Below are 18,329 nucleotides of genomic sequence, written 5' to 3' on the forward strand. Positions count from 1 at the left end.
ACGATCGGGTGGTGCGCGCGCTGCTGATCGAGGAGCTCGGGGCCCGGCCCGCCGTCGTGGACGTCCCCGACCCGGTGTGCCCCGACGACGGCGTGGTGCTGCGGGTCGAGGCGACCGGCGTGTGCCGCAGCGACTGGCACGCCTGGCAGGGTCACGACGACTCGGTGGTGCTGCCGCACGTGCCCGGCCACGAGCTGGCCGGCACGGTGGTGACCACCGGTCCGCTGGTGCGCCGGTGGCGCGTCGGGGACCGGGTGACCGTTCCGTTCGTCTGCGCGTGCGGCGTGTGCCCGACGTGCCGCAGCGGTGAGCACCAGGTGTGCCCGCACCAGACGCAGCCCGGTTTCACCCACTGGGGCTCGTTCGCGGAGCTGGTCGCGCTCCACCACGCGGACACGAACCTGGTGCGGCTGCCGAACGGCATGGCGGCGACCACCGCCGCCGGTCTCGGCTGCCGGTTCGCCACCGCCTACCGGGCGCTGACGGTGCACGGCCGGGTGCGGGCCGACGACCAGGTGGTGGTGCTGGGGTGCGGGGGTGTGGGCCTCTCGGCGGTGATGATCGCCCGCTCGCTCGGCGCGCGGGTGGTGGGCGTGGACACCTCGGCCGGCGCGCGCAGGGCGGCTCTCGAGCTGGGGGCCGACGCCGTGCTCGATCCCGGTGACGCCATCCCCGAGGAGGTGGCGAGCCGGCTGGCGGAGCTGACCGGCGGAGGTGCGCACGTGAGCGTCGAGGCACTGGGCGACCCGCGGACCGCCGTCACGAGCGTCCTGGCGTTGCGGCGGCGTGGCCGGCACGTCCAGGTGGGGCTGCTGCTCGGTGCGCACTCGCGGCCGCCGCTGCCCATGGACCGCGTCATCGCCTGGGAGCTCGAGCTGTACGGCAGCCACGGCATGGCGGCCCACGAGTACCCGGCGATGCTGACCGCGATCGCCGACGGGCGACTCTCCCCCGACCGGCTGATCGGGGCCGTCGTGGGCCTGGACCAGGCCGCCGACGCCCTCGCGGCGCTCGGTGAGCCCGGCGCCGCGAGAGTGGGGATGACGGTGGTCGTGCCCTGAGGCGCGCCGGTCCGGGAAGGCTCGGCGGTCGCCGGCTCGGGCTCGGCCACGCGGTGGGCGTGCCGGCTCAGGGCGTTCAGAGCACGGCGGCGGCGACCGGCGGCGTGTGGTCCACCGGGGGGACGTCAGCGTGGGTGGGTGCCGGCTCCGAGCGGCCCGGGCGGACGGCTCGCAGCGCGCCGAGGATGGCGACGAGGTCCACCACCTCCTGGAGCGAGGCGCCGACCACGGCGGGGATGACCCCGAAGGCGGCGACGACCATCAGGCCGACGCTCAGCACGATGCCCATCCAGATCGACTCGAGGGCCACCCGCACGGTGCGCTGCGCGATCGCGACCGCGGACGCCACGCGGCCGAGGTCGTCGAGCATGATCACGACGTCGGCCGACTCGCTCGCGGCCGTGGCGCCCTTGGCCCCCATCGCGACGCCGACGTCCGCCGCCGCCAGCACCGGGGCGTCGTTCACGCCGTCCCCGACCATCATCACCGGGCGGTCCTGCAGGCCCACCACGGCGGAGACCTTGTCCGCCGGCAGCAGACCCGCGCGCACGTCGTCGACGCCGATCGCGGCCGCGACGTGGAGGGCGGTGGGCTCGGCGTCGCCCGTCAGCATGACGACGTGCCGGACGCCGAGGTGGTGGAGCGTCTGCAGCGTGGGTGCCGCGTTGTGGCGGATCTCGTCGGCGACGACGAGCCGGCCGGCGTGGCGGCCGTCGACACCGACGTGCACGGCCAGGCGGCCCGGCGGCAGCTCGGCCGCCAGAACCGTCGTCCCGGTGACCTGCTCGACGTGGCTCGCCTTGCCGACCACCACCTGCCGTCCGTCCACGGTGGCGGTCACACCGGCGGCGGTCGTCTCCGTCACGTCGGACGCGTCGGGGACGTCGAGCCCACGGCTCTGTGCGGCGTCGACCACGGACTGCGCGAGGACGTGCGGCGAGAACTGCTCCGCCGCCGCGGCGAACCGCACCAGGTCGTCGGACGCGGTGCCCAGCACCGGCTCGACCGACTCGACGCGCGGGTGGCCGTAGGTCAGGGTGCCGGTCTTGTCGAGGGCGACCGTGCGGATCCGCGCCATCTGCTCGAGGATCCCGCCGGACTTGATGACGACACCGTTCTTCGCGGCCCGGCTCATGCCGGCGATGAAGGCGACGGGCGCGGCGATCAGCAGGGGGCACGGCGTGGCCACCACGAGCACCTCGGCGAAACGCACCGGGCTGCCGCTCAGCCACCAGGCGACGCCGCCGAGCACCAGCGCGACGGCGGTGAACGGCACGGCGTACCGGTCGGCCAGCCGCACGATCGGCGCCTTCGAGTCGGCCGCCGCCTGCACCAGCTCGATGATCTTCTGGTACTGGCTGTCCTTCGCCTCGACGGTCGCGCGGACCATCGCCACCTGCTGGTCGCTGACCGAGCCGGACAGCACGGCCTCGCCGGCGAGGTGCTCCACCGGGAGCGACTCACCGGTCAGCGAGGACTCGTCGAACGACGCCGTGTCGCCCTCGAGCACGCCGTCCACCGGGACGGCCTCCCCCGGCTTGACCAGCAGCAGGTCGCCGACGCGGACGTCGGTCACGGCCACGTCGGTCAGCTCGCCGTCCGGGCCCACCACGTGGGCGAAGTGCGGGGCGCGGGCGAGGAGGGCGGACACCTCACGGTGCGCGCGTGCCGACGCGTAGTCCTCCAGCGCGGAGCCACCGGTCAGCATGAGGACGACGATCAGCGCCGCCCAGACGTCCCCGACGGCCACGGTGGACACGACGGCGGTGACGGCGAGCACGTCGAGGCCGAAGTTGCCCCGCAGCATGTCCCGCACCATCTGGTAGGCGTGCATCCCGGCGACGACGAGCGCGTAGCCCCCGACCACCCAGCGGGTGGCGGAGGGTGCCGTCAGCGTCAGGACGAGTCCGGCGAGGGCCACGACGAGCGTCGCGGCCACCATCGGGTAGCGGCGCAGCCAGTCCTCGATCTTGGTCATGCGTCCGTGATACCTGAACCAAGGGCAGGTGCGATAGCAAGGATCGGCTGGCCTTGGCGCCCTCCCGGGACGGCCTCCGGGCCGTCTCGCGGGGTCGTCGTGACCGCCACGGAGACGGCCGACCGCCGCACAACCGACACACAGGTGGCTCGGAGAGAACTCTGAGAACGGCTCGGGATGATCCTTGCCATGACGACCTCCACGATGACCCGGACGGCCGGTCCGGCAGCCCGAGGCAGCCGTCCGGCCGCCGCGTCGCGCAGCCGTCAGGCCGCACCCGTACGGGGGCCAGGTGCCCGGTCGGTCCGTGCCGTCATCTGGCTCGGCTCGCTCGCCGTGCTGTGGTTCTGGTGGGCCGGGACCTCGCCGTCCATGGGGAGCACACCCGGCACGGCGATCACGGCGTTCGGCGAGCTCGCCGGACTGATCGCGTCGTTCCTCGTGTGCGCCCAGGTGCTGCTGGTCGCGCGGGTGCCGTGGTTCGAGCGGGCGGTGGGGCTGGACCGGCTGGTGTCCTGGCACCGGTCGCTGGGCACCACCGTGCTGCTGCTGGTGCTGACCCACGTCGGCGCGATGATCCTCGGCGGGATGCTCAGCGACCACAAGACGCCGTGGGCCGAGCTCATGGCGCAGCTGCACACCTACTCGGACATCCTGCCGGCGATCGTGGGGACCGTCGTCTTCCTCGTCGTCGGGCTGACCAGCGCCCGGCTGCTGCGGCGCTACCTCAGCTACGAGTGGTGGTTCGGCATCCACTTCACGATCTACGGCGGGATCTTCCTGACCTTCCTGCACCAGATCTCGTCCGGGGCGCACTTCGTCGGCTCCTGGCCGGCCAAGACCGTGTGGTTCACCATGTACGCCGGCACCGCGCTGGCGATCGTCTGGTGGCGCGTCGGGCTCCCGCTGGTGCAGCACGTGCACCTCGGCCTGACGGTCGAGTCCGTGGTCAACGAGGCCAAGGGCACCACCAGCGTGTGGCTGAAGGGCAGCGGGCTCGATGCGCTGCAGGCCCGTGCCGGGCAGTTCTTCCTGGTGCGGTTCCTCACCCCGGGGCACATCTGGACCGCGCACCCCTACTCCGTGTCGGTGGTCCCGACGAACGAGCGCGTGCGGTTCACCATCGGCGCGTTGGGCGACCACTCCACGGCCGTGCGGCGCATCCGCCCCGGCACGCGGGTGCTGCTCGAGGGGCCCTTCGGGAAGTTCACCGCCGACCGCGCGCGGTCACGGCGCGTGCTGCTGGTCGCCGGCGGCGCCGGCATCGGCCCGGTGCGGGCGCTCGCCGAGGAGCTCGTCTCCCAGGGGCGTGACGTCGTGGTGGTGCACCGCGCCCACGACGCCGAGCGGCTGGCGCTGTCCCGGGAGTTCCCCGACTACGACACCCTGCACTACGTCCCGCTGCCGGGCCGCCGGCGCGACCTCGGGTACGACCCGCTGTCGCCGGCCGTGCTGGGCCGTGTGGTCCCCGACATCCGGCAGCGTGACGTGTTCGTCTGCGGCCCGGCCGCGATGACGGACACCGTCGTCAGGTCGGCACGGGCGCTCGGCGTCCCGCGTGCCGCCATCCACCACGAGGAGCTGAGCCTGTCATGAGCACCCAACCCTGGCGCGGGACCCTGATCTTCGCCGGCACGCTCGCCGCCATCGCGGCGACCGCGGCCGCCCGGTTCTCCGGGTCGGACGGTCTCGCGGCGTCCGGCGCCGTGCACACCGGCACGGGCGGCACCTCGACGGGGCAGTCCGCGGCGGGCACGACCAACGGCTCGACCGGCACGTCGTCGGGCACGTCGGGCTCCTCGAGCGCGACCGGCACCCAGTCCGGCACCACGAGCGGCACCAAGACGATCGTCGGCGCCACCGAGCAGACGCCGTACGGGCCGTTGCAGCTGTCGGTGACCTTCACCAACGGCAAGGTCTCCGCGGTGCAGGCGCTGCAGACGCCAAACCGCCACGGCGAGAGCGTGCAGATCAACGCGTACGCCGTGCCGATCCTGACGAAGGAGGCCATCGCGGCGGGCTCGGCGAACATCGACACGGTGTCCGGTGCCACGTTCACCTCGCAGGCGTACGCGCAGTCGCTGCAGTCGGCGATCGACAAGCTCGGCTGAGCGAGGTGCGTCGCGTCGAGGAGGTGATGGGCCTGCCGATGTCCGTGGACGTCCGGGGGGCCCAGGGACCGGCCGCCGAGGCGGCCCTCGATGCGGCGTTCGCGGTGCTGCACCGGGCCGACGAGCGGTTCAGCACGTACCGGCCGGACAGCGAGCTGCGCCGGCTGGAGCGGGGCGAGGTCGCGGACGACGCCCTGTCGCCGGACATGCGCGAGGTGCTGCAGATAGCGGCGCAGGCGCACGAGGACTCGGCGGGCGTGTTCGACGTGTGCACCCCCGAAGGACGGCTCGACACGAACGGCGTGGTCAAGGGCTGGGCGGCGCAGCGGGCCGCCGACGTGCTGGTCGCCGCCGGACTGCGCGACTTCTGCCTGAACGCCGGAGGCGACGTGGTGACCCGCGGCGAGCCGGAGCCGGGGCGGGCGTGGGACGTCGCGGTGCGGCACCCCGACGACCCGCAGGCGGTGCTCGCCGTGCTGTCGGTGCGCGACGGCGCCGTGGCGACCTCCGGCACCTACGAGCGCGGCGCCCACGTGTGGGACGGTCGCAGCGGCTCCCGGCAGCTGCCCCTGGTGGCGGCGACCGTGGTGGCCGCGGATCTGACGGTCGCCGACGTGCTGGCCACCACCGTGCTCGCGATGGGCGAGGACGGACCCGCGTGGGCGGTCGAGCACGGTGCCGCCACGGTGATCGCCGTGACGACCGACCGGCGCGTGATCACCGCGGCGCCCGCTGCCGTCAGCGGAGCGCCGGCAGCTCGAGCGTGACCTGAGCCCCGCGGCGCTGGTCGTCCCGGGGACCGGCCGCCACGCGGCCGCCGTGCTGCGTGGCGATCTCGGCGACCAGGGCGAGGCCGAGCCCGTAGTGCCGACGACCGTCCGCCGCCGGCCGGTGCGAGGCGAAGCGCTCGAACACCCGGGTGCCGGGGGCGATGCCGGGGCCGTCGTCGAGCACCCGGGCGCGGACCAGGTCGCCGTCCCGCACCACGTCGAGGTCGACGGCGGACTCCGCGTGGTCGAGCGCGTTGTCCACCAGGGCCGTCAGTGCACGACGGACCGACACCCCACCGGCCAGGGCGACCGCCGCCGACTCGCCGGTGGTGCGCAGCGCGATGCCGCGGGCGGAGGCGGAGGCGGCAGCGGCCGCGACGACCTTCGCCGCGACCGCGGCGACGTCCACCGGCTCGGGAGCGACCCGGCGGTCGTCGGCCGCGAGCAGCAGGTCGTCGAACAGCGCGGCGAGGGCGGCGGTGTCGCCGTGCAGACCCGTCACGTCGGCGCGCACCCGTGGTGGCACGTCGGAGACGTCGGCGTCGAGGTGGCGCCCGAGCAGCTGCACCCGCGTGCTCAGGAGCGTCAGCGGCGTCCGCAGCTCGTGGCTCGCATCGGCGACGAACCGGCGCTGGCGCGCCAGGGCGTCGGCCAGCGGGCGGACCGCCCGACGGCCGAACCAGGCACCGGCCACGCCGGCGAGCACCACGCCGGTCCCACCGGCGAAGGCCAGGGCCGTCAGCAGCCGCTCCAGCTCGTCGTGCTTCTCGTTCGGGTCGACTGCGACCTGCACGACGACGCGGTCCCGCTCGACCGTGACGACGGGAACGGGCCCCTCCCCGGTCGCGACCGTGCTGCGCACCTCGTGCCGGCCCTCGGCGACGGCGCTGAGGGCGCCGACGTCCGGCAGTCCCTGCGGAAGGCCCGGGCTCGACGTCATCGAGCCGTCGACCGTCGACATCACCGTGACCCACAGTCCGGGCGGCACGTCCCGGGTGTCGTCGATGCTGTGCGCGACCTGCTCGAGCTTCGCCTCGGCGTCCCGCGCCTGGCCGCGCAGCACCGCGACGAGCACCACGGCCGCCATCAGCACCACGCTGGCGAGCACCACGACGGCGGTCTGCCAGCCGAGGCGCCGGGCGGCACGAGCCACCTCGACGTCCTCGGGGGACCGGCGCGGGCGGGACGCACCGGGGCGGATCGCGACGCCGTCGTCGGGCGCGAGCTCGGCGTCGCTCATGAGGCACCGAGCCGGTACCCGACACCGCGGACCGTCGCGACGACGTCCCGGCTCAGCTTGCGGCGCAGGTAGTAGACGTACGTGTCGACGACGCCCACCTCCCCCGCGTCCGGGAACACGGTGTCGAGCAGCCGCTCACGGTCGTACACGCGGCCCGGGTGACGGGCCAGCACCTCGAGCAGCTCGCTCTCGCGCACCGACAGCGCCACCCGCTCTCCGTCGTCGCGCACCACCTCGTGCGTGGCCGGGTGCAGCGTGCCGCCGAGCACCGGGAGCGTCAGCGCGTCCTCCGTGTGCCTGCGGGTCAGGGCCCGGAGCCGGGCGGCGAGCTCGTCGATGTCGAACGGCTTGCCGAGGTAGTCCTCGGCACCCGCGTCCAGACCCTCCACGCGGTCGGCGGGGTTGCCGAGCGCCGAGAGCACCAGCACGGGGGTGGTGACGCCCCGGCTGCGCAGCCGGCCCAGCAGGTCCAGGCCGTCGATCGCCGGCAGGCCGCGGTCCAGCACCATCACGTCGTAGCTGCGCGTCAGCCCCAGGTGCAGACCGCGCTGCCCGTCCCGGGCGACGTCGACGGAGTAGCCCTCGCCGGTGAGCAGCTCCGCCAGCATGTCGGCCAGGTCGGCGTCGTCCTCCACGACGAGCAGCCGGCGCTCGGTGCCGGGAACGGCAGTCATCTCAGGGCCTCCGGACGGGTACGGATGGGTTGCAGCCAGTGCACCAGCAGGACGGCGGTCAGGGACCCGGCGGCCATCACGGCGGCCAGCACGACGATCTGGAAGCGGCCGGCCTGCAGCGGGGACACCCCGCCGAAGATCGCGCCGACGAACGAGCCGGGGAGCGTCACCAGCCCCGTCGTCTTCGTCTGGTCCACGGTGGGGATCATGGCCGAGTACACCGCGTCGCGGGCGAGCTGGGCGGTGGACTGCGCCGGGCGGGCGCCGAGCGCCAGCCAGCCCTCGACCTCCTCCCAGTGGTCCAGGGTGGCCTGGGTGAAGCGCCGCCCGGTCAGCGTGGCGATCGTCATCGAGTTGCCGACGACGATGCCCCCGATCGCGAGCGTGTACCTCGCGGTGAAGCCGATCGCGCCGGTGAGGAACACGACGCCGAGCGCCAGCAGGATGCCGGCGGCCATCGCGACCGCCACCTGCAGCATGCGGGCCGTGCTCCAGCCGAGCCGGCGCGTGGCCGTGGTCGCCGCGACCGAGAACATCACCAGCAGCGCCGCCGACACCCACAGGCGGCTGGTGATCACCCCGGTCAGCACCAGGCTGATCGCGGCGAGCTGCAGCGCGCCGCGGGCCACCGCTCCGGCCGGTGCCCACGGGAAGCGGACGCCGAACGTGCGCAGCACGGCCGCGGTGACGACCACCAGCAGCCCGATCCCGGCGAGCACCCGCAGGAGCTCCGCCGACGACATGGGGCGAGCCTACGGCGGCCGGCTGTGCCGGCCGTCGAGCCGCACGGCGGCAGCAGCTCACGGCACGAAGCGATAGCCCACCCCGGGCTCGGTGACCAGGTGTCGCGGCCGGGACGGTTCCCGCTCCAGCTTGCGCCGCAGCTGCGCCATGTAGACCCGCAGGTAGTTGCCCTGCTCCTCGAAGCCGTGGCCCCACACCTGCGCCAGCAGCTCCTTCTGCGTCACCAGGCGCCCGGCGTTGTGCACCAGGACCTCGAGCAGGTGCCACTCGGTGGGGGTCAGCCGCACGTCGGCGCCGTCGCGGGTGACCCGGTGGTCGGCGAGGTCGACGGTGAAGGCGTCGGTGGTCACCAGCGGCTCGGCCAGTGGCTCCGGCGTGGCGCGGCGCAGCGCGGCACGGATCCGGGCGAGCAGCTCGTCCATGCCGAACGGCTTGGTGACGTAGTCGTCGGCGCCGGCGTCGAGGGCGTCGACCTTGGCCGCCTGGGACTCGCGGGCCGAGAGCACGATGATCGGCACCTGCGACCAGCCGCGGATGCCGGCCACGACGTCGACGCCGTCGATGTCGGGCAGACCCAGGTCGAGCACGACGACGTCGACCCCGGCCGCCGCGGCGCGCAGGGCGGCGCGTCCGGTAGCGGCCTGCTCGACCTCGTACCGGCGAGCGCGCAGGTTGATCGTCAGGGCGCGCAGGAGCGTCGCGTCGTCGTCGACCACCAGCACCCTCGTCATGCCGTCTCCCCGGGGGTCGGTTCGGCCTGCGGCCCGGCCAGCGGCAGCCGCAGCGTCATGGTCAGCCCGCCGCCCGGCGTCCGCGACGGTGCGAGCGAGCCGCCCAGCGCCTCGGCGAAGCCGTGCGCGATCGCCAGCCCCAGACCGACGCCGGACGACCGGTCGTCCAGCCGGCGGAACGGCTCGAACAGGTGCTGCCACTGGCCCTCGGGCACCCCGGGACCGTGGTCCACCACGCGGAGCTGGACCGCGTCGTCGACCGCCTGGGCCTCCACCCGCACGCGTGAACCCGCGGGCGCGTACCGGCGGGCGTTGTCCACCACGTTGGCCACCACCCGCTCCGCCAGGCCGGGGTCGGTCAGCACCGGCGGCAGCCCCGCGGGCACGTCCACCTGCACCTGCTCGTCGCTGAGCGTCAGCAGCGCGCGGCCCACCACCTCGTCGAGGTCGACCGGCACCCGGTGCACCGCGAGCGCCCCGGCCTGCAGCCGGGACAGGTCCAGCAGGTTGGCCAGGAGGTCGGACAGCCGGTCGGCGCCCTGCTCGACGGCCTCCAGCAGCTCGGCGCGCTCGTCGTCCGACCACTCGACCTCCGAGGACCGCAGGCTGCTCACCGCCGCCTTGATCCCCGCCAGCGGCGTGCGCAGGTCGTGGCCGACGGCCGCGAGCAGCGCGGTGCGGACCTGCTCCCCCTCGGCCAGCTCGCGCGCCCGTGCAGCCTGCTCGGCGAGCACCTGCGCGTCCCACGCGCGCGCGGCCGCCCCGGCAAGGCCGGTGAGCAGGGACCGCTCCGCAGCGAACGGCTCCGGTCCGTAGCCGACCAGCTGCAGGTCCGAGCCGGCGTCGAGCACCAGGTCCGGAGCGCCGGTCGGCGTGGCGCCGACGCGCGCCAGCGGCGCCCCGACGCCCCGCCGCACCAGGGCCATCGTGTCCATCCCCAGCACGCGACGGGCCTCGTCCAGCACGCCGACCACGGAGGCGTCGGACACCGGCTCGGCGGACAGGCGCGAGAGCACCTGCGAGCCGAACCGACTCCGGGCGGCGGCGGCCTGCTCGCGTGCCGCCAGCTGGACGGTGAGCCCGACCACCCCGCCGACCACCACGAACACCGTGAGCTCCACCACGGCGTCCCGGCTGTCCACGGCGAAGGTGTGCCGCGGCGGCACGAAGAACCAGTTCGCCAGCAGGAAGCCGGCCGCCACGGCCAGCGCCGCGGCCTCGAGCCCCCCGACCGCGGCGGCGACCACCACCATCAGCACGTAGAGCATCAGCACGGCGCCGAGCGACAGGCCGGTACCCAGGCGCACCAGCGCCAGCGTGCCGAGCGGACCGCCGATGACCACCAGACCGATGCCGGCCAGGCGCCGGGCCCTGGTGAGCCGCATCCCCGCACGTGGCAGGGCGGACGGCACGGCGCTCATGGCGTCAGCGTGCCACGCCCACCCGGACGGTGAGGGGACCGCGGCCGCCTCCGGCGGGAGGGGTCGCGCACCGTCCGGGCGGGCGTGCTCGGGCCCTGGGGCCCGCCTACGGTGCCGTCGCGGACACCGGCTCGGGTGTCGCCTCGGGGCTGAGCACCCACGGCACGGACGTCACCATCACCCCGGGCTGCACGAGCAGCCGGGCCTTCAGCCGCAGCGCGCTCTGGTTGTGCAGCGCCTGCTGCCACCAGTGCGCCACGACGTACTCCGGCACGAACACCACCACCAGGTCCCGCGGCGAGTCCCGGCGGATGCGGGCGATGTGCTCCAGCACCGGCCGGGTCAGGTCCCGGTACGGGGAGTCGAGCACGGTCAGCGGGATGGGCACGTCACGCTCCGCCCAGTCGGCGAGCAGCGTCGCCGCCTCCTTCTCCTGCGTGCGCACCGTCAGCGCCGTCAGGGTGGACGGCCGGGTGGCCCGGGCGAAGGCGAGGGCGCGCAGCGTCGGCATGGTCAGCCGGGACACCAGGACGATGCCGTGCACCCGGCTGGGCAGCGGCACGCCGCCGGGCGGAGGCGTCAGCGCGCGGTCCACGGACGCGTAGTGCCGGTGCACGCCCTCCATCGCCAGGAAGACGACCGGCATGGCGATCACCACCAGCCACGCGCCGTGCGTGAACTTGGTGACCAGCACGATGACCAGCACGATCGCCGTCACCACGGCTCCCAGCCCGTTCACCAGCCGGGCCCGGACCATCCGCGGCACCTCGTCACGCAGCACGGTGGCGCGGATGGCCGTCGTCCAGTGCTTCACCATGCCGGCCTGGCTCAGGGTGAACGAGACGAAGACCCCGATGATGTACAGCTGGATCAGCCGGGTGGTGCTCGCGTCGAACACCCACAGCAGCAGCCCGGCCAGCAGCGCGAGGATCACGATCCCGTTGCTGAACACCAGCCGGTCGCCGCGGCGGCCGAACTGCCGCGGCAGGTAACCGTCGCCGGACAGGATCGAGGCGAGGATCGGGAACCCGTTGAACGCCGTATTGGCGGCCAGCACCAAGATCGCGGCGGTGAAGGCCTGGACCACGTAGAACGCGATGCTCGACGACCCGAACACCGCCCCGGACAGCTGCGCGATCACCGTGCCCTGGTGGTAGCCGGCCGGCGCGCCCACCAGCTGGGAGGTGTCCTCGGCGATGTGGACGTGGCTGATCATCGCCAGCGCCGTGATGCCGATGAACATCGCGATGGTCAGGCCGCCCATCGCCGCCAGGGTGCTCGCGGCGTTCCGCGGCTTGGGCTCGCGGAAGCTCGGCACGCCGTTGCTCACGGCCTCGACGCCGGTCAGCGCCGTGCACCCGGAGGCGAAGGACCGCAGCGCGATGCCCACCACCAGCAGGGGGCCGAGGGTGGCGGTGGAGTGCACGCTGATCGCCGCCGAGGCCGCGACCGGCGCGTGCCCGGCGAACGTCCTGGCCAGGCCGACACCGATCATCGCGAGCACCGCGACGACGAACCCGTACGTGGGGATCGCGAACGCCGTGCCCGACTCGCGCACACCGCGCAGGTTGATCACCGCGAGCAGCGCGACGAACCCCAGCGTGATCGGCAGCGCGGAGTGCGCCAGCCAGGGGAACGCCGAGACGATGTTGGCCACCCCGGCCGCCACGGACACCGCGACGGTCAGCACGTAGTCGACCATCAGCGCGCTGGCGGCCACCAGCGCCGGCCGCGCGCCGAGGTTGGCGCGGCTGACGGCGTAGGCGCCACCGCCCGTCGGGTACGCGTAGCAGGTCTGCCGGTAGGAGGCGACGACCACGACGAGCAGGACGATGACGGCGAGCGCGATGAACGGGGTCAGGTGCAGCAGCGACGCCCCGCCGACGGACAGCACCAGGAGGATCTCCTCCGTGGCGTAGGCGTTGGAGGAGAGCGGGTCGGAGCAGAACACCGGCAGCGCGATGCGCTTGGGCAGGAGGGTCTCCCCCATCCGCTCGTTGCGCAGCGGGTTGCCGACGAGCAGGCGCTTGGGCGCCGTGAGCAGGCTTGTCACGGCTCAATGGAACGGCGGCCGCGGTGGGCACCCACGGCGTCCTGACGCCGTCTTGACGCCGTCGCGCAGATCCTGACGCCGCCTTGACGGGCCGTGGCGCAACGGCGGGACCATCGGCCCACGGGCTCCGGTGCCATCGGATGCGGAGCGCCGGGCCTGCCAGCACACTCGTGCCACCGCCCACGTCGGACGACCGTCCAGCACCGTGCGGCGCACGAGGGAGGCACCGTGCTCACGCACGCCGTCCGGTTCGACAGCGCCGGGGAACCGCACGCACTGGACGTCGACCCGTCGCCCGACGTCGCCAGGGAGCTGAAGGAGGCACGCCGCGACGGCGGCTTCCTGTGGCTCGAGCTCTGGATGCCCGACGAGGCAGAGATGGCCTCCGTCGCCGAGCCGCTGCAGCTGGACCCGCGTGCCACCCGGGACGCGGTGACAGGCCGTCAGCAGCCGAAGATCCAGCGCTTCGGCGACCACCTCGCCGTGGTGCTGTGGACCCTGGAGCTGACCCGGACCTACCCCACGGTCACCGTCGGTGAGGTGTTCTTGTTCATCGCTCCCGGCGCCCTCGTCACGGTGCGACGCACCCGGGTGCAGGGCGATGCGGTGCGCAGCTCCGACCTGGCCGAGCCGGACGCCCGGGTCCAGGGCGGGGCCCTCGGCGCGGCGTTCGCCGTCATGGCACAGGCGGCCGGTGACTACGCCCGCCTGACCGACAGGATCGAGGACGAGCTGCAGGAGCTGGAGCGCGACGTGTTCGACGACTCCGTCCGCGAGAGCCGCGAACGGATCTACCGGCTCCGCGGGCAGATCGGCAAGGTCGACCGGGCGGTCGCCACCCTGAACGCCTCCCTGAAGGCCAGCGAGGGCCACTTCGAGGAGCTCTCGGTCGACCACGAGGACGTGGGGCCGTGGATCCGGGACCTGATGGACGACCTGGCGGGCACCGCCGTGCTGGCCAACGAGCAGAACCTCACTCTGGACGCGGTGGTGGCCAGCCACGAGAACAACGTGGCCGCCCAGCAGAACGAGGACACGCGCAAGATCTCCGCCATCGCGGCGATGCTGTCCATCCCTGCGGTGACGTCCGGGCTGTTCGGGATGAACTTCAAGGACCTGCCCCTGGTCAACACCACCGGTGCCTGGGCCTGGGTGATGGGCGCCGTGGTGCTGATCGACCTCGGGATGTACGTCGTGTTCAAGCGGCGGCACTGGCTGTAGGGGAAAGTCCGTGACCTGCCCCGGGGTCCCCGGCACGATGGGCGCGTGACCGCGCTCGACGACCCCTGGCTCTCCCCCGCCTGGCCGGAGGTGCGGCTGGTCCAGGTCCCTGCCGCGGCTCTCTCCGCCCTCGCCGCAGGCCGCGCCGACACCGCGGAACGCGCCGTGCCGGGCCTGCACATCGACCCCGAGCTGGCGACCGACCACTGCCGTCGGGTCTGGCAGGTCCGCACCGAGCAGGTCCGGGAGCGGCCCGGGGACGCGTCCTGGGTGACGCGGCTGCTGGTCGACTCCTCCCTCGTGGCCGGCACGAGCGGGGGCGCGGGGTCCGGCAGCGCGGCCGACGGCGGGGCGCCGCCCCCCCGCCCCGCCCCGCCCCGGGCCGCCGGGGGGGCGACGGCGGTCCCGCCGCCCCTGCCGGGACCGCCGTCGGCCGCGCCGGGTTCCACGGGCCGCCCGACGCGCGTGGCATGGTCGAGGTCGGCTACGAGGTGGTGCCGTGGGCGCGCCGTCGGGGTTACGCCCGCGCCGCCCTGGGCGCCCTGCTCGCGGTGGCGCAGCAGCGGGCGGACGTGCAGGTGCTGAGGGCGACGATCAGCGCGGAGAACACCGCCTCACGGGCGCTGGTCGCCTCGTTCGGGCTGGTCGAGGTGGGCGAGCAGTGGGACGACGAGGACGGGCTCGAGACGATCTTCGAGCTGCCCGTCGTCTGACGCCCGCGGCCCGGACGGCGGCCCGGACGATGGCTCAGACCGCGTCGTCCCCGCGCTCGTTGGTCCGCACCCGCACCAGCTCGTCGATGGTCTGCACCCACACCTTGCCGTCACCGATCTTGCCCGTGCGGGCGGCGGCGACGAGCGTGTCCACGACCGTGTCGACCATCTCGTCGCTGACCACCACCTCGAGCCGCACCTTCGGCACGAAGTCGATCTGGTACTCGGCGCCGCGGTACACCTCGGTGTGCCCGCCCTGGCGGCCGTACCCCTGCGCGTCGGACACGGTCAGGCCCCGGACTCCGATGGCGCCGAGCGCCTCGCGGACGTCGGAGACCTTGAACGGCTTGACGATCGCCGTGATGAGCTTCATCAGGAGGTCCTTCCGATGCTGGAGGTGGCAGTGAGCTCGTACGCGGTCTCGGCGTGCTGGCTGGAGTCGAGGCCCTCGTGCTCCTCCTCCGGCGTCACCCGCAGCCCGATGGTGGCGCGCAGCACCCACGCGATCGCGTAGGACGCCGCGAACGCGAACGCCGAGGCGGCCAGCACGCCGAGCAGCTGGCGTCCCACCTGACCGAGGCCCCCACCGAGCAGCAGGCCCTGGTGGGTCACGGCGGGGTTCACCGCGGTGGCGGCGAGCAGACCGACGGCCAGGGTGCCGATCACACCGCCGACGTAGTGCACGGCGACGACGTCGAGCGAGTCGTCGTACCGGAAGCGGAACTTCAGGCGGATGGCGAACAGGCAGACGACGCCCGCGACCACACCGATGAGGATCGCCGGGACCGGTGCGACGAAGCCGGCGGCCGGGGTGATGGCGACGAGCCCGGCAACGGCACCCGTGGCGCCGCCCAGCGTGGTGGCCTTGCCGGTGAGGCGCTTCTCGAGCGCCAGCCAGCCGATCATGCCGCCGACCCCGGACAGGTGGGTGGCCAGCGCCGCGCTCGCCGCCAGGGTGCCCGCCGTCAGCGCCGAGCCGGCGTTGAACCCGATCCAGCCGAACCAGAGCAGGCCGGCACCCAGGAGCGTCAGGGGCAGGTTGTGCGGCGCCATCATCTCCCGCGGCCAGCCCCGCCGCGGGCCCAGCACCAGCGCGAGGGCCAGGGCCGACGCGCCCGAGCAGATCTCCACGACGGTCCCGCCGGCGAAGTCCAGCAGTCCCGCGCGGTGCAGCCAGCCGGTGGGCGACCAGGCCCAGTGCGCGAGCGGCGCGTACACGACCACCGACCAGATCGCCACGAACGTCACGAACGCGCCGAACCGCATGCGGTCCGCCGACGCGCCGCTGATCAGGGCCGCCGTGATGATGGCGAACATCAGCTGGAACGCGACGAAGGCCAGCGGTGGGACGGTCAGCGGGATCCCCGGCACCGCGTCCTGGGCGTGAGCGAGGCCGACGAGGTGCAGCCCGCCGACCAGGCCGCCGCCGGCGTCCGTGTCGAACGCGAGCGAGTAGCCCACGACGACCCAGGTGATCGAGACCACCGCGATCGCGGTGAAGCTCTGCATGATCATCGCGAGCGCGTGCTTCGACCGGACCATGCCGGTGTAGAAGAACGCGAGCCCCGGCGTCATCAGCAGGACGAGCGCGGTGCAGACGATGATCCACGCCGTGTCGCCGGCGTCGACGGGTGCTGCGGTGGTGAGGAGGTGCATCGGGCCATCTCTCTCGCGTGGAGGCGGACCGGTCCGCCGCCGTGGCTACGCCGCGCGCGAGCGTACTGGCTCGCGGCCGTGGTGACGGCGGGTGTCCGTCGCGCGTCCGGGGCGGCCCGAGGACCGCTCGCAGCGACGGTCATGCTGGGGCTGGATTTGGCCGTCCTCTGGCGGTGACGTAAGGTTGTCCAGCCGACGCGGGGTGGAGCAGCTCGGTAGCTCGCTGGGCTCATAACCCAGAGGTCGCAGGTTCAAATCCTGCCCCCGCTACAAGTGAAGTTGCAGGTCAGAGGCCCTCTCGCTCAGATGAGCGAGAGGGCCTCTGACGTTCACGTACGCACCATGTACGCATACTCCCCGCGCGGGCGGTGCGGGGCACCCTGATGCGCATGGGGCTTGCCGCCTCGCATCGAACCGCGACCGTCACCTCCCGATGGTTCTTTGTCGGAATCGCCACCGCGTTCGGTACGAGGCCCAGCGTGGCGAAGTGCTGGACACCTCGCCCTCACGATCGATTCGATGAAGTCATTTCGACGAATGTGGGCAAGCAACAACGAGTCAGCCGCTTGTGGGCCCGCATTCGGGTGGACCTGCTCGCGAGGCCCTAGCGTCTCGGTATGCCTTCGAGGGACCGCCCATTGCCGGCTGCCGTGCACGTCAGCGTGGAACCGCTGCGACCTGTGGAGCAGCTGGGCCTGGCACTCGTGCGGCTGTTCTACGACCCGACGGACCGGCCGTTCTCCATCCAGGTGGACCATCTCCTGAGCTGGCGCGAAGAGCAGCTGTTCCTGCAGCCGCTGCAGGCGCCGGCCGGGCTCATGCCTGTGTCGTACGGCGGGGTGCTGGATCCTGCGGGGAGGCTCGTGCTCGCCGAGTCCCTTCGGACCGACTCCGGTGCCGTACTGAAGCCGACGGCAGCACTCGAGGGTGCCTCACTACGGCGGATCGACCTCGTGAGCGGAGCTGAGTCGCGTCTCGGGTACGCCCGCGAGCTAGGTGGTCCTGCGGCTCTGGTGCCTGCCCCGGGCCCCGATGGCTCGAGCACCGCCATCGCGGAGTCGGTTCGGCGGACGACGCAGGACGCCCGTGGATGGGCTCCCACGACGCTACTGAGTCTGGCCCAGGGGGACGCGCGACCTCAGCCCGTCTTTGAACTCGAGAACACGACCCTCGCTTCTCGGACCGACGACCTGCCGCTGCAGTGGTCACCGGACGGTCAACGGCTGGCGCTTGCCGCGCACGACCTCGACGACGTGTGGCCATCCGTCCAGATCCTCGACCTGTCTTCAGGCGTGCAGATGAAGCATCACGACATGATCTTGATGGGATCGATGTCGTGGTCCCCGGATGGGAACCTCCTGCTGCTGGCGTCCGCTCGGAACGACATCGCTCACGTCCTCCACGTCTCCTCAGGGCGCGTCGAACCGCTCGCCGCCGTTCCGCGACCACGGCCCGAGACTGGGCCCGGGCCGCGGCCCTACGGCTTCCTGACGAATGACCGACTCCTGATCGGAAGCCGTCGTGGAGGCACTCTGACGGCATCCGCTCTGCACCTCGGGACAGGCACCGTAGAGCCTCTCCTGCGCTGGACCGCAGGGCCGGATCCGATGCCGATCTTTGCGCGACACGCGTTGAGCGAGTGGCTCTCCCGTACGGGGCGTCTCCGGCCATAGCAGGAACCTCGCCGCTGCCCTCGTCACGCCATCGTCACTCCCGCAATCAGCTGAAGCGCCGGTTCCGCATGACCTGGAAGGCGTTGAGCGCCTTGTCGTCGGCGTCGTCGAGGGTATGCAGGTACTTCTGGGTGGTCGGGATCTGGGAATGGCCCATACGGGCCGCGACGGACTTGAGGTCCGCCCCCGCCGGCCAGCAGCGGACACCTCGACGATGGTCTCCTCTACCCGGATCGTCCACCACAGCAAGTCGATGTGCCCTGGGCGCAGCGCCGCCAACTCG

16 protein-coding genes and 1 tRNA gene are annotated in these 18,329 nt (G+C 73.4%); 8 read left to right on the forward strand and 9 right to left on the reverse strand.

The window, feature by feature from the left end:
* Positions 1-11: 11 nt before the first annotated feature.
* Positions 12-1,061 (forward strand): zinc-binding dehydrogenase, encoded by a 1,050-nt coding sequence (locus N0B34_RS01195; RefSeq protein WP_263729361.1) that lies wholly within the window; start codon positions 12-14, stop codon positions 1,059-1,061.
* A gap of 76 nt (positions 1,062-1,137) precedes the next feature.
* Here N0B34_RS01195 and N0B34_RS01200 read toward each other — a convergent pair whose 3' ends face one another.
* On the reverse strand, positions 1,138-3,039 hold the full coding sequence (locus N0B34_RS01200) for a heavy metal translocating P-type ATPase (RefSeq protein WP_263729363.1): 1,902 nt from the start codon (positions 3,037-3,039) through the stop codon (positions 1,138-1,140).
* A gap of 189 nt (positions 3,040-3,228) precedes the next feature.
* Here N0B34_RS01200 and N0B34_RS01205 point away from each other — a divergent pair, with 189 nt between their 5' ends.
* The 3 genes from N0B34_RS01205 to N0B34_RS01215 are packed head-to-tail and all read left to right on the forward strand — an operon-like array spanning position 3,229 to position 5,917.
* A complete protein-coding gene (locus N0B34_RS01205; RefSeq protein ID WP_263729365.1) occupies positions 3,229-4,635 on the forward strand; it encodes a ferric reductase-like transmembrane domain-containing protein in 1,407 nt (468 codons plus the stop codon).
* A complete protein-coding gene (locus N0B34_RS01210) occupies positions 4,632-5,150 on the forward strand; it encodes an FMN-binding protein (protein ID WP_263729366.1) in 519 nt (172 codons plus the stop codon). Before N0B34_RS01205 ends, N0B34_RS01210 begins: the two co-directional genes overlap by 4 nt.
* 5 nt (positions 5,151-5,155) lie before the next feature.
* On the forward strand, positions 5,156-5,917 hold the full coding sequence (locus N0B34_RS01215) for an FAD:protein FMN transferase (protein WP_263729367.1): 762 nt from the start codon (positions 5,156-5,158) through the stop codon (positions 5,915-5,917).
* Here N0B34_RS01215 and N0B34_RS01220 read toward each other — a convergent pair.
* From N0B34_RS01220 to N0B34_RS01245, 6 genes are all read right to left on the reverse strand, one after another.
* Positions 5,889-7,160, reverse strand: a complete 1,272-nt coding sequence (locus N0B34_RS01220) for a sensor histidine kinase (RefSeq protein ID WP_263729368.1) — start codon at positions 7,158-7,160, stop codon at positions 5,889-5,891. The two genes, N0B34_RS01215 and N0B34_RS01220, sit on opposite strands and share 29 nt — an antisense overlap.
* Positions 7,157-7,834, reverse strand: a complete 678-nt coding sequence (locus N0B34_RS01225) for a response regulator transcription factor (RefSeq protein WP_263729372.1) — start codon at positions 7,832-7,834, stop codon at positions 7,157-7,159. The genes N0B34_RS01220 and N0B34_RS01225 overlap by 4 nt, the downstream gene beginning before the upstream one ends.
* On the reverse strand, positions 7,831-8,577 hold the full coding sequence (locus tag N0B34_RS01230) for an ABC transporter permease (RefSeq protein WP_263729373.1): 747 nt from the start codon (positions 8,575-8,577) through the stop codon (positions 7,831-7,833). The genes N0B34_RS01225 and N0B34_RS01230 overlap by 4 nt, the downstream gene beginning before the upstream one ends.
* A 57-nt stretch (positions 8,578-8,634) precedes the next feature.
* Positions 8,635-9,309 (reverse strand): response regulator, encoded by a 675-nt coding sequence (locus N0B34_RS01235; RefSeq protein ID WP_263729374.1) that lies wholly within the window; start codon positions 9,307-9,309, stop codon positions 8,635-8,637.
* On the reverse strand, positions 9,306-10,730 hold the full coding sequence (locus N0B34_RS01240; RefSeq protein WP_263729375.1) for a sensor histidine kinase: 1,425 nt from the start codon (positions 10,728-10,730) through the stop codon (positions 9,306-9,308). The genes N0B34_RS01235 and N0B34_RS01240 overlap by 4 nt, the downstream gene beginning before the upstream one ends.
* A 106-nt stretch (positions 10,731-10,836) precedes the next feature.
* On the reverse strand, positions 10,837-12,783 hold the full coding sequence (locus N0B34_RS01245; protein ID WP_263729376.1) for an APC family permease: 1,947 nt from the start codon (positions 12,781-12,783) through the stop codon (positions 10,837-10,839).
* Positions 12,784-13,011: 228 nt separating this feature from the next.
* Here N0B34_RS01245 and N0B34_RS01250 point away from each other — a divergent pair, with 228 nt between their 5' ends.
* The gene (locus tag N0B34_RS01250) at positions 13,012-14,004 is read left to right on the forward strand and encodes a CorA family divalent cation transporter (RefSeq protein WP_263729378.1); all 993 of its coding nucleotides are present in this window, start codon (positions 13,012-13,014) and stop codon (positions 14,002-14,004) included.
* 470 nt (positions 14,005-14,474) lie between these two features.
* Positions 14,475-14,717, forward strand: coding sequence for a GNAT family N-acetyltransferase (locus N0B34_RS18080; protein ID WP_412175683.1), 243 nt, complete (start codon positions 14,475-14,477; stop codon positions 14,715-14,717).
* Between the two features lie 34 nt (positions 14,718-14,751).
* Here the strand turns inward: N0B34_RS18080 and N0B34_RS01260 are convergent, their stop codons facing one another.
* Together N0B34_RS01260 and N0B34_RS01265 are read right to left on the reverse strand one after the other, a co-directional pair.
* A complete protein-coding gene (locus N0B34_RS01260; protein WP_263729379.1) occupies positions 14,752-15,090 on the reverse strand; it encodes a P-II family nitrogen regulator in 339 nt (112 codons plus the stop codon).
* The gene (locus tag N0B34_RS01265) at positions 15,090-16,373 is read right to left on the reverse strand and encodes an ammonium transporter (protein WP_263729381.1); all 1,284 of its coding nucleotides are present in this window, start codon (positions 16,371-16,373) and stop codon (positions 15,090-15,092) included. The genes N0B34_RS01260 and N0B34_RS01265 overlap by 1 nt, the downstream gene beginning before the upstream one ends.
* Positions 16,374-16,569: 196 nt before the next feature.
* Between N0B34_RS01265 and N0B34_RS01270 the strand changes: the two genes are divergently transcribed.
* Together N0B34_RS01270 and N0B34_RS01275 are read left to right on the forward strand one after the other, a co-directional pair.
* Positions 16,570-16,643: transfer RNA gene (locus tag N0B34_RS01270), tRNA-Met, on the forward strand.
* 347 nt (positions 16,644-16,990) lie between these two features.
* A complete protein-coding gene (locus N0B34_RS01275) occupies positions 16,991-18,046 on the forward strand; it encodes a WD40 repeat domain-containing protein (protein WP_263729383.1) in 1,056 nt (351 codons plus the stop codon).
* Positions 18,047-18,329 lie beyond the last annotated feature (283 nt).

Source organism: Cellulomonas sp. SG140, from assembly GCF_025770785.1.
In the GTDB taxonomy this organism is placed as follows: domain Bacteria; phylum Actinomycetota; class Actinomycetes; order Actinomycetales; family Cellulomonadaceae; genus Cellulomonas.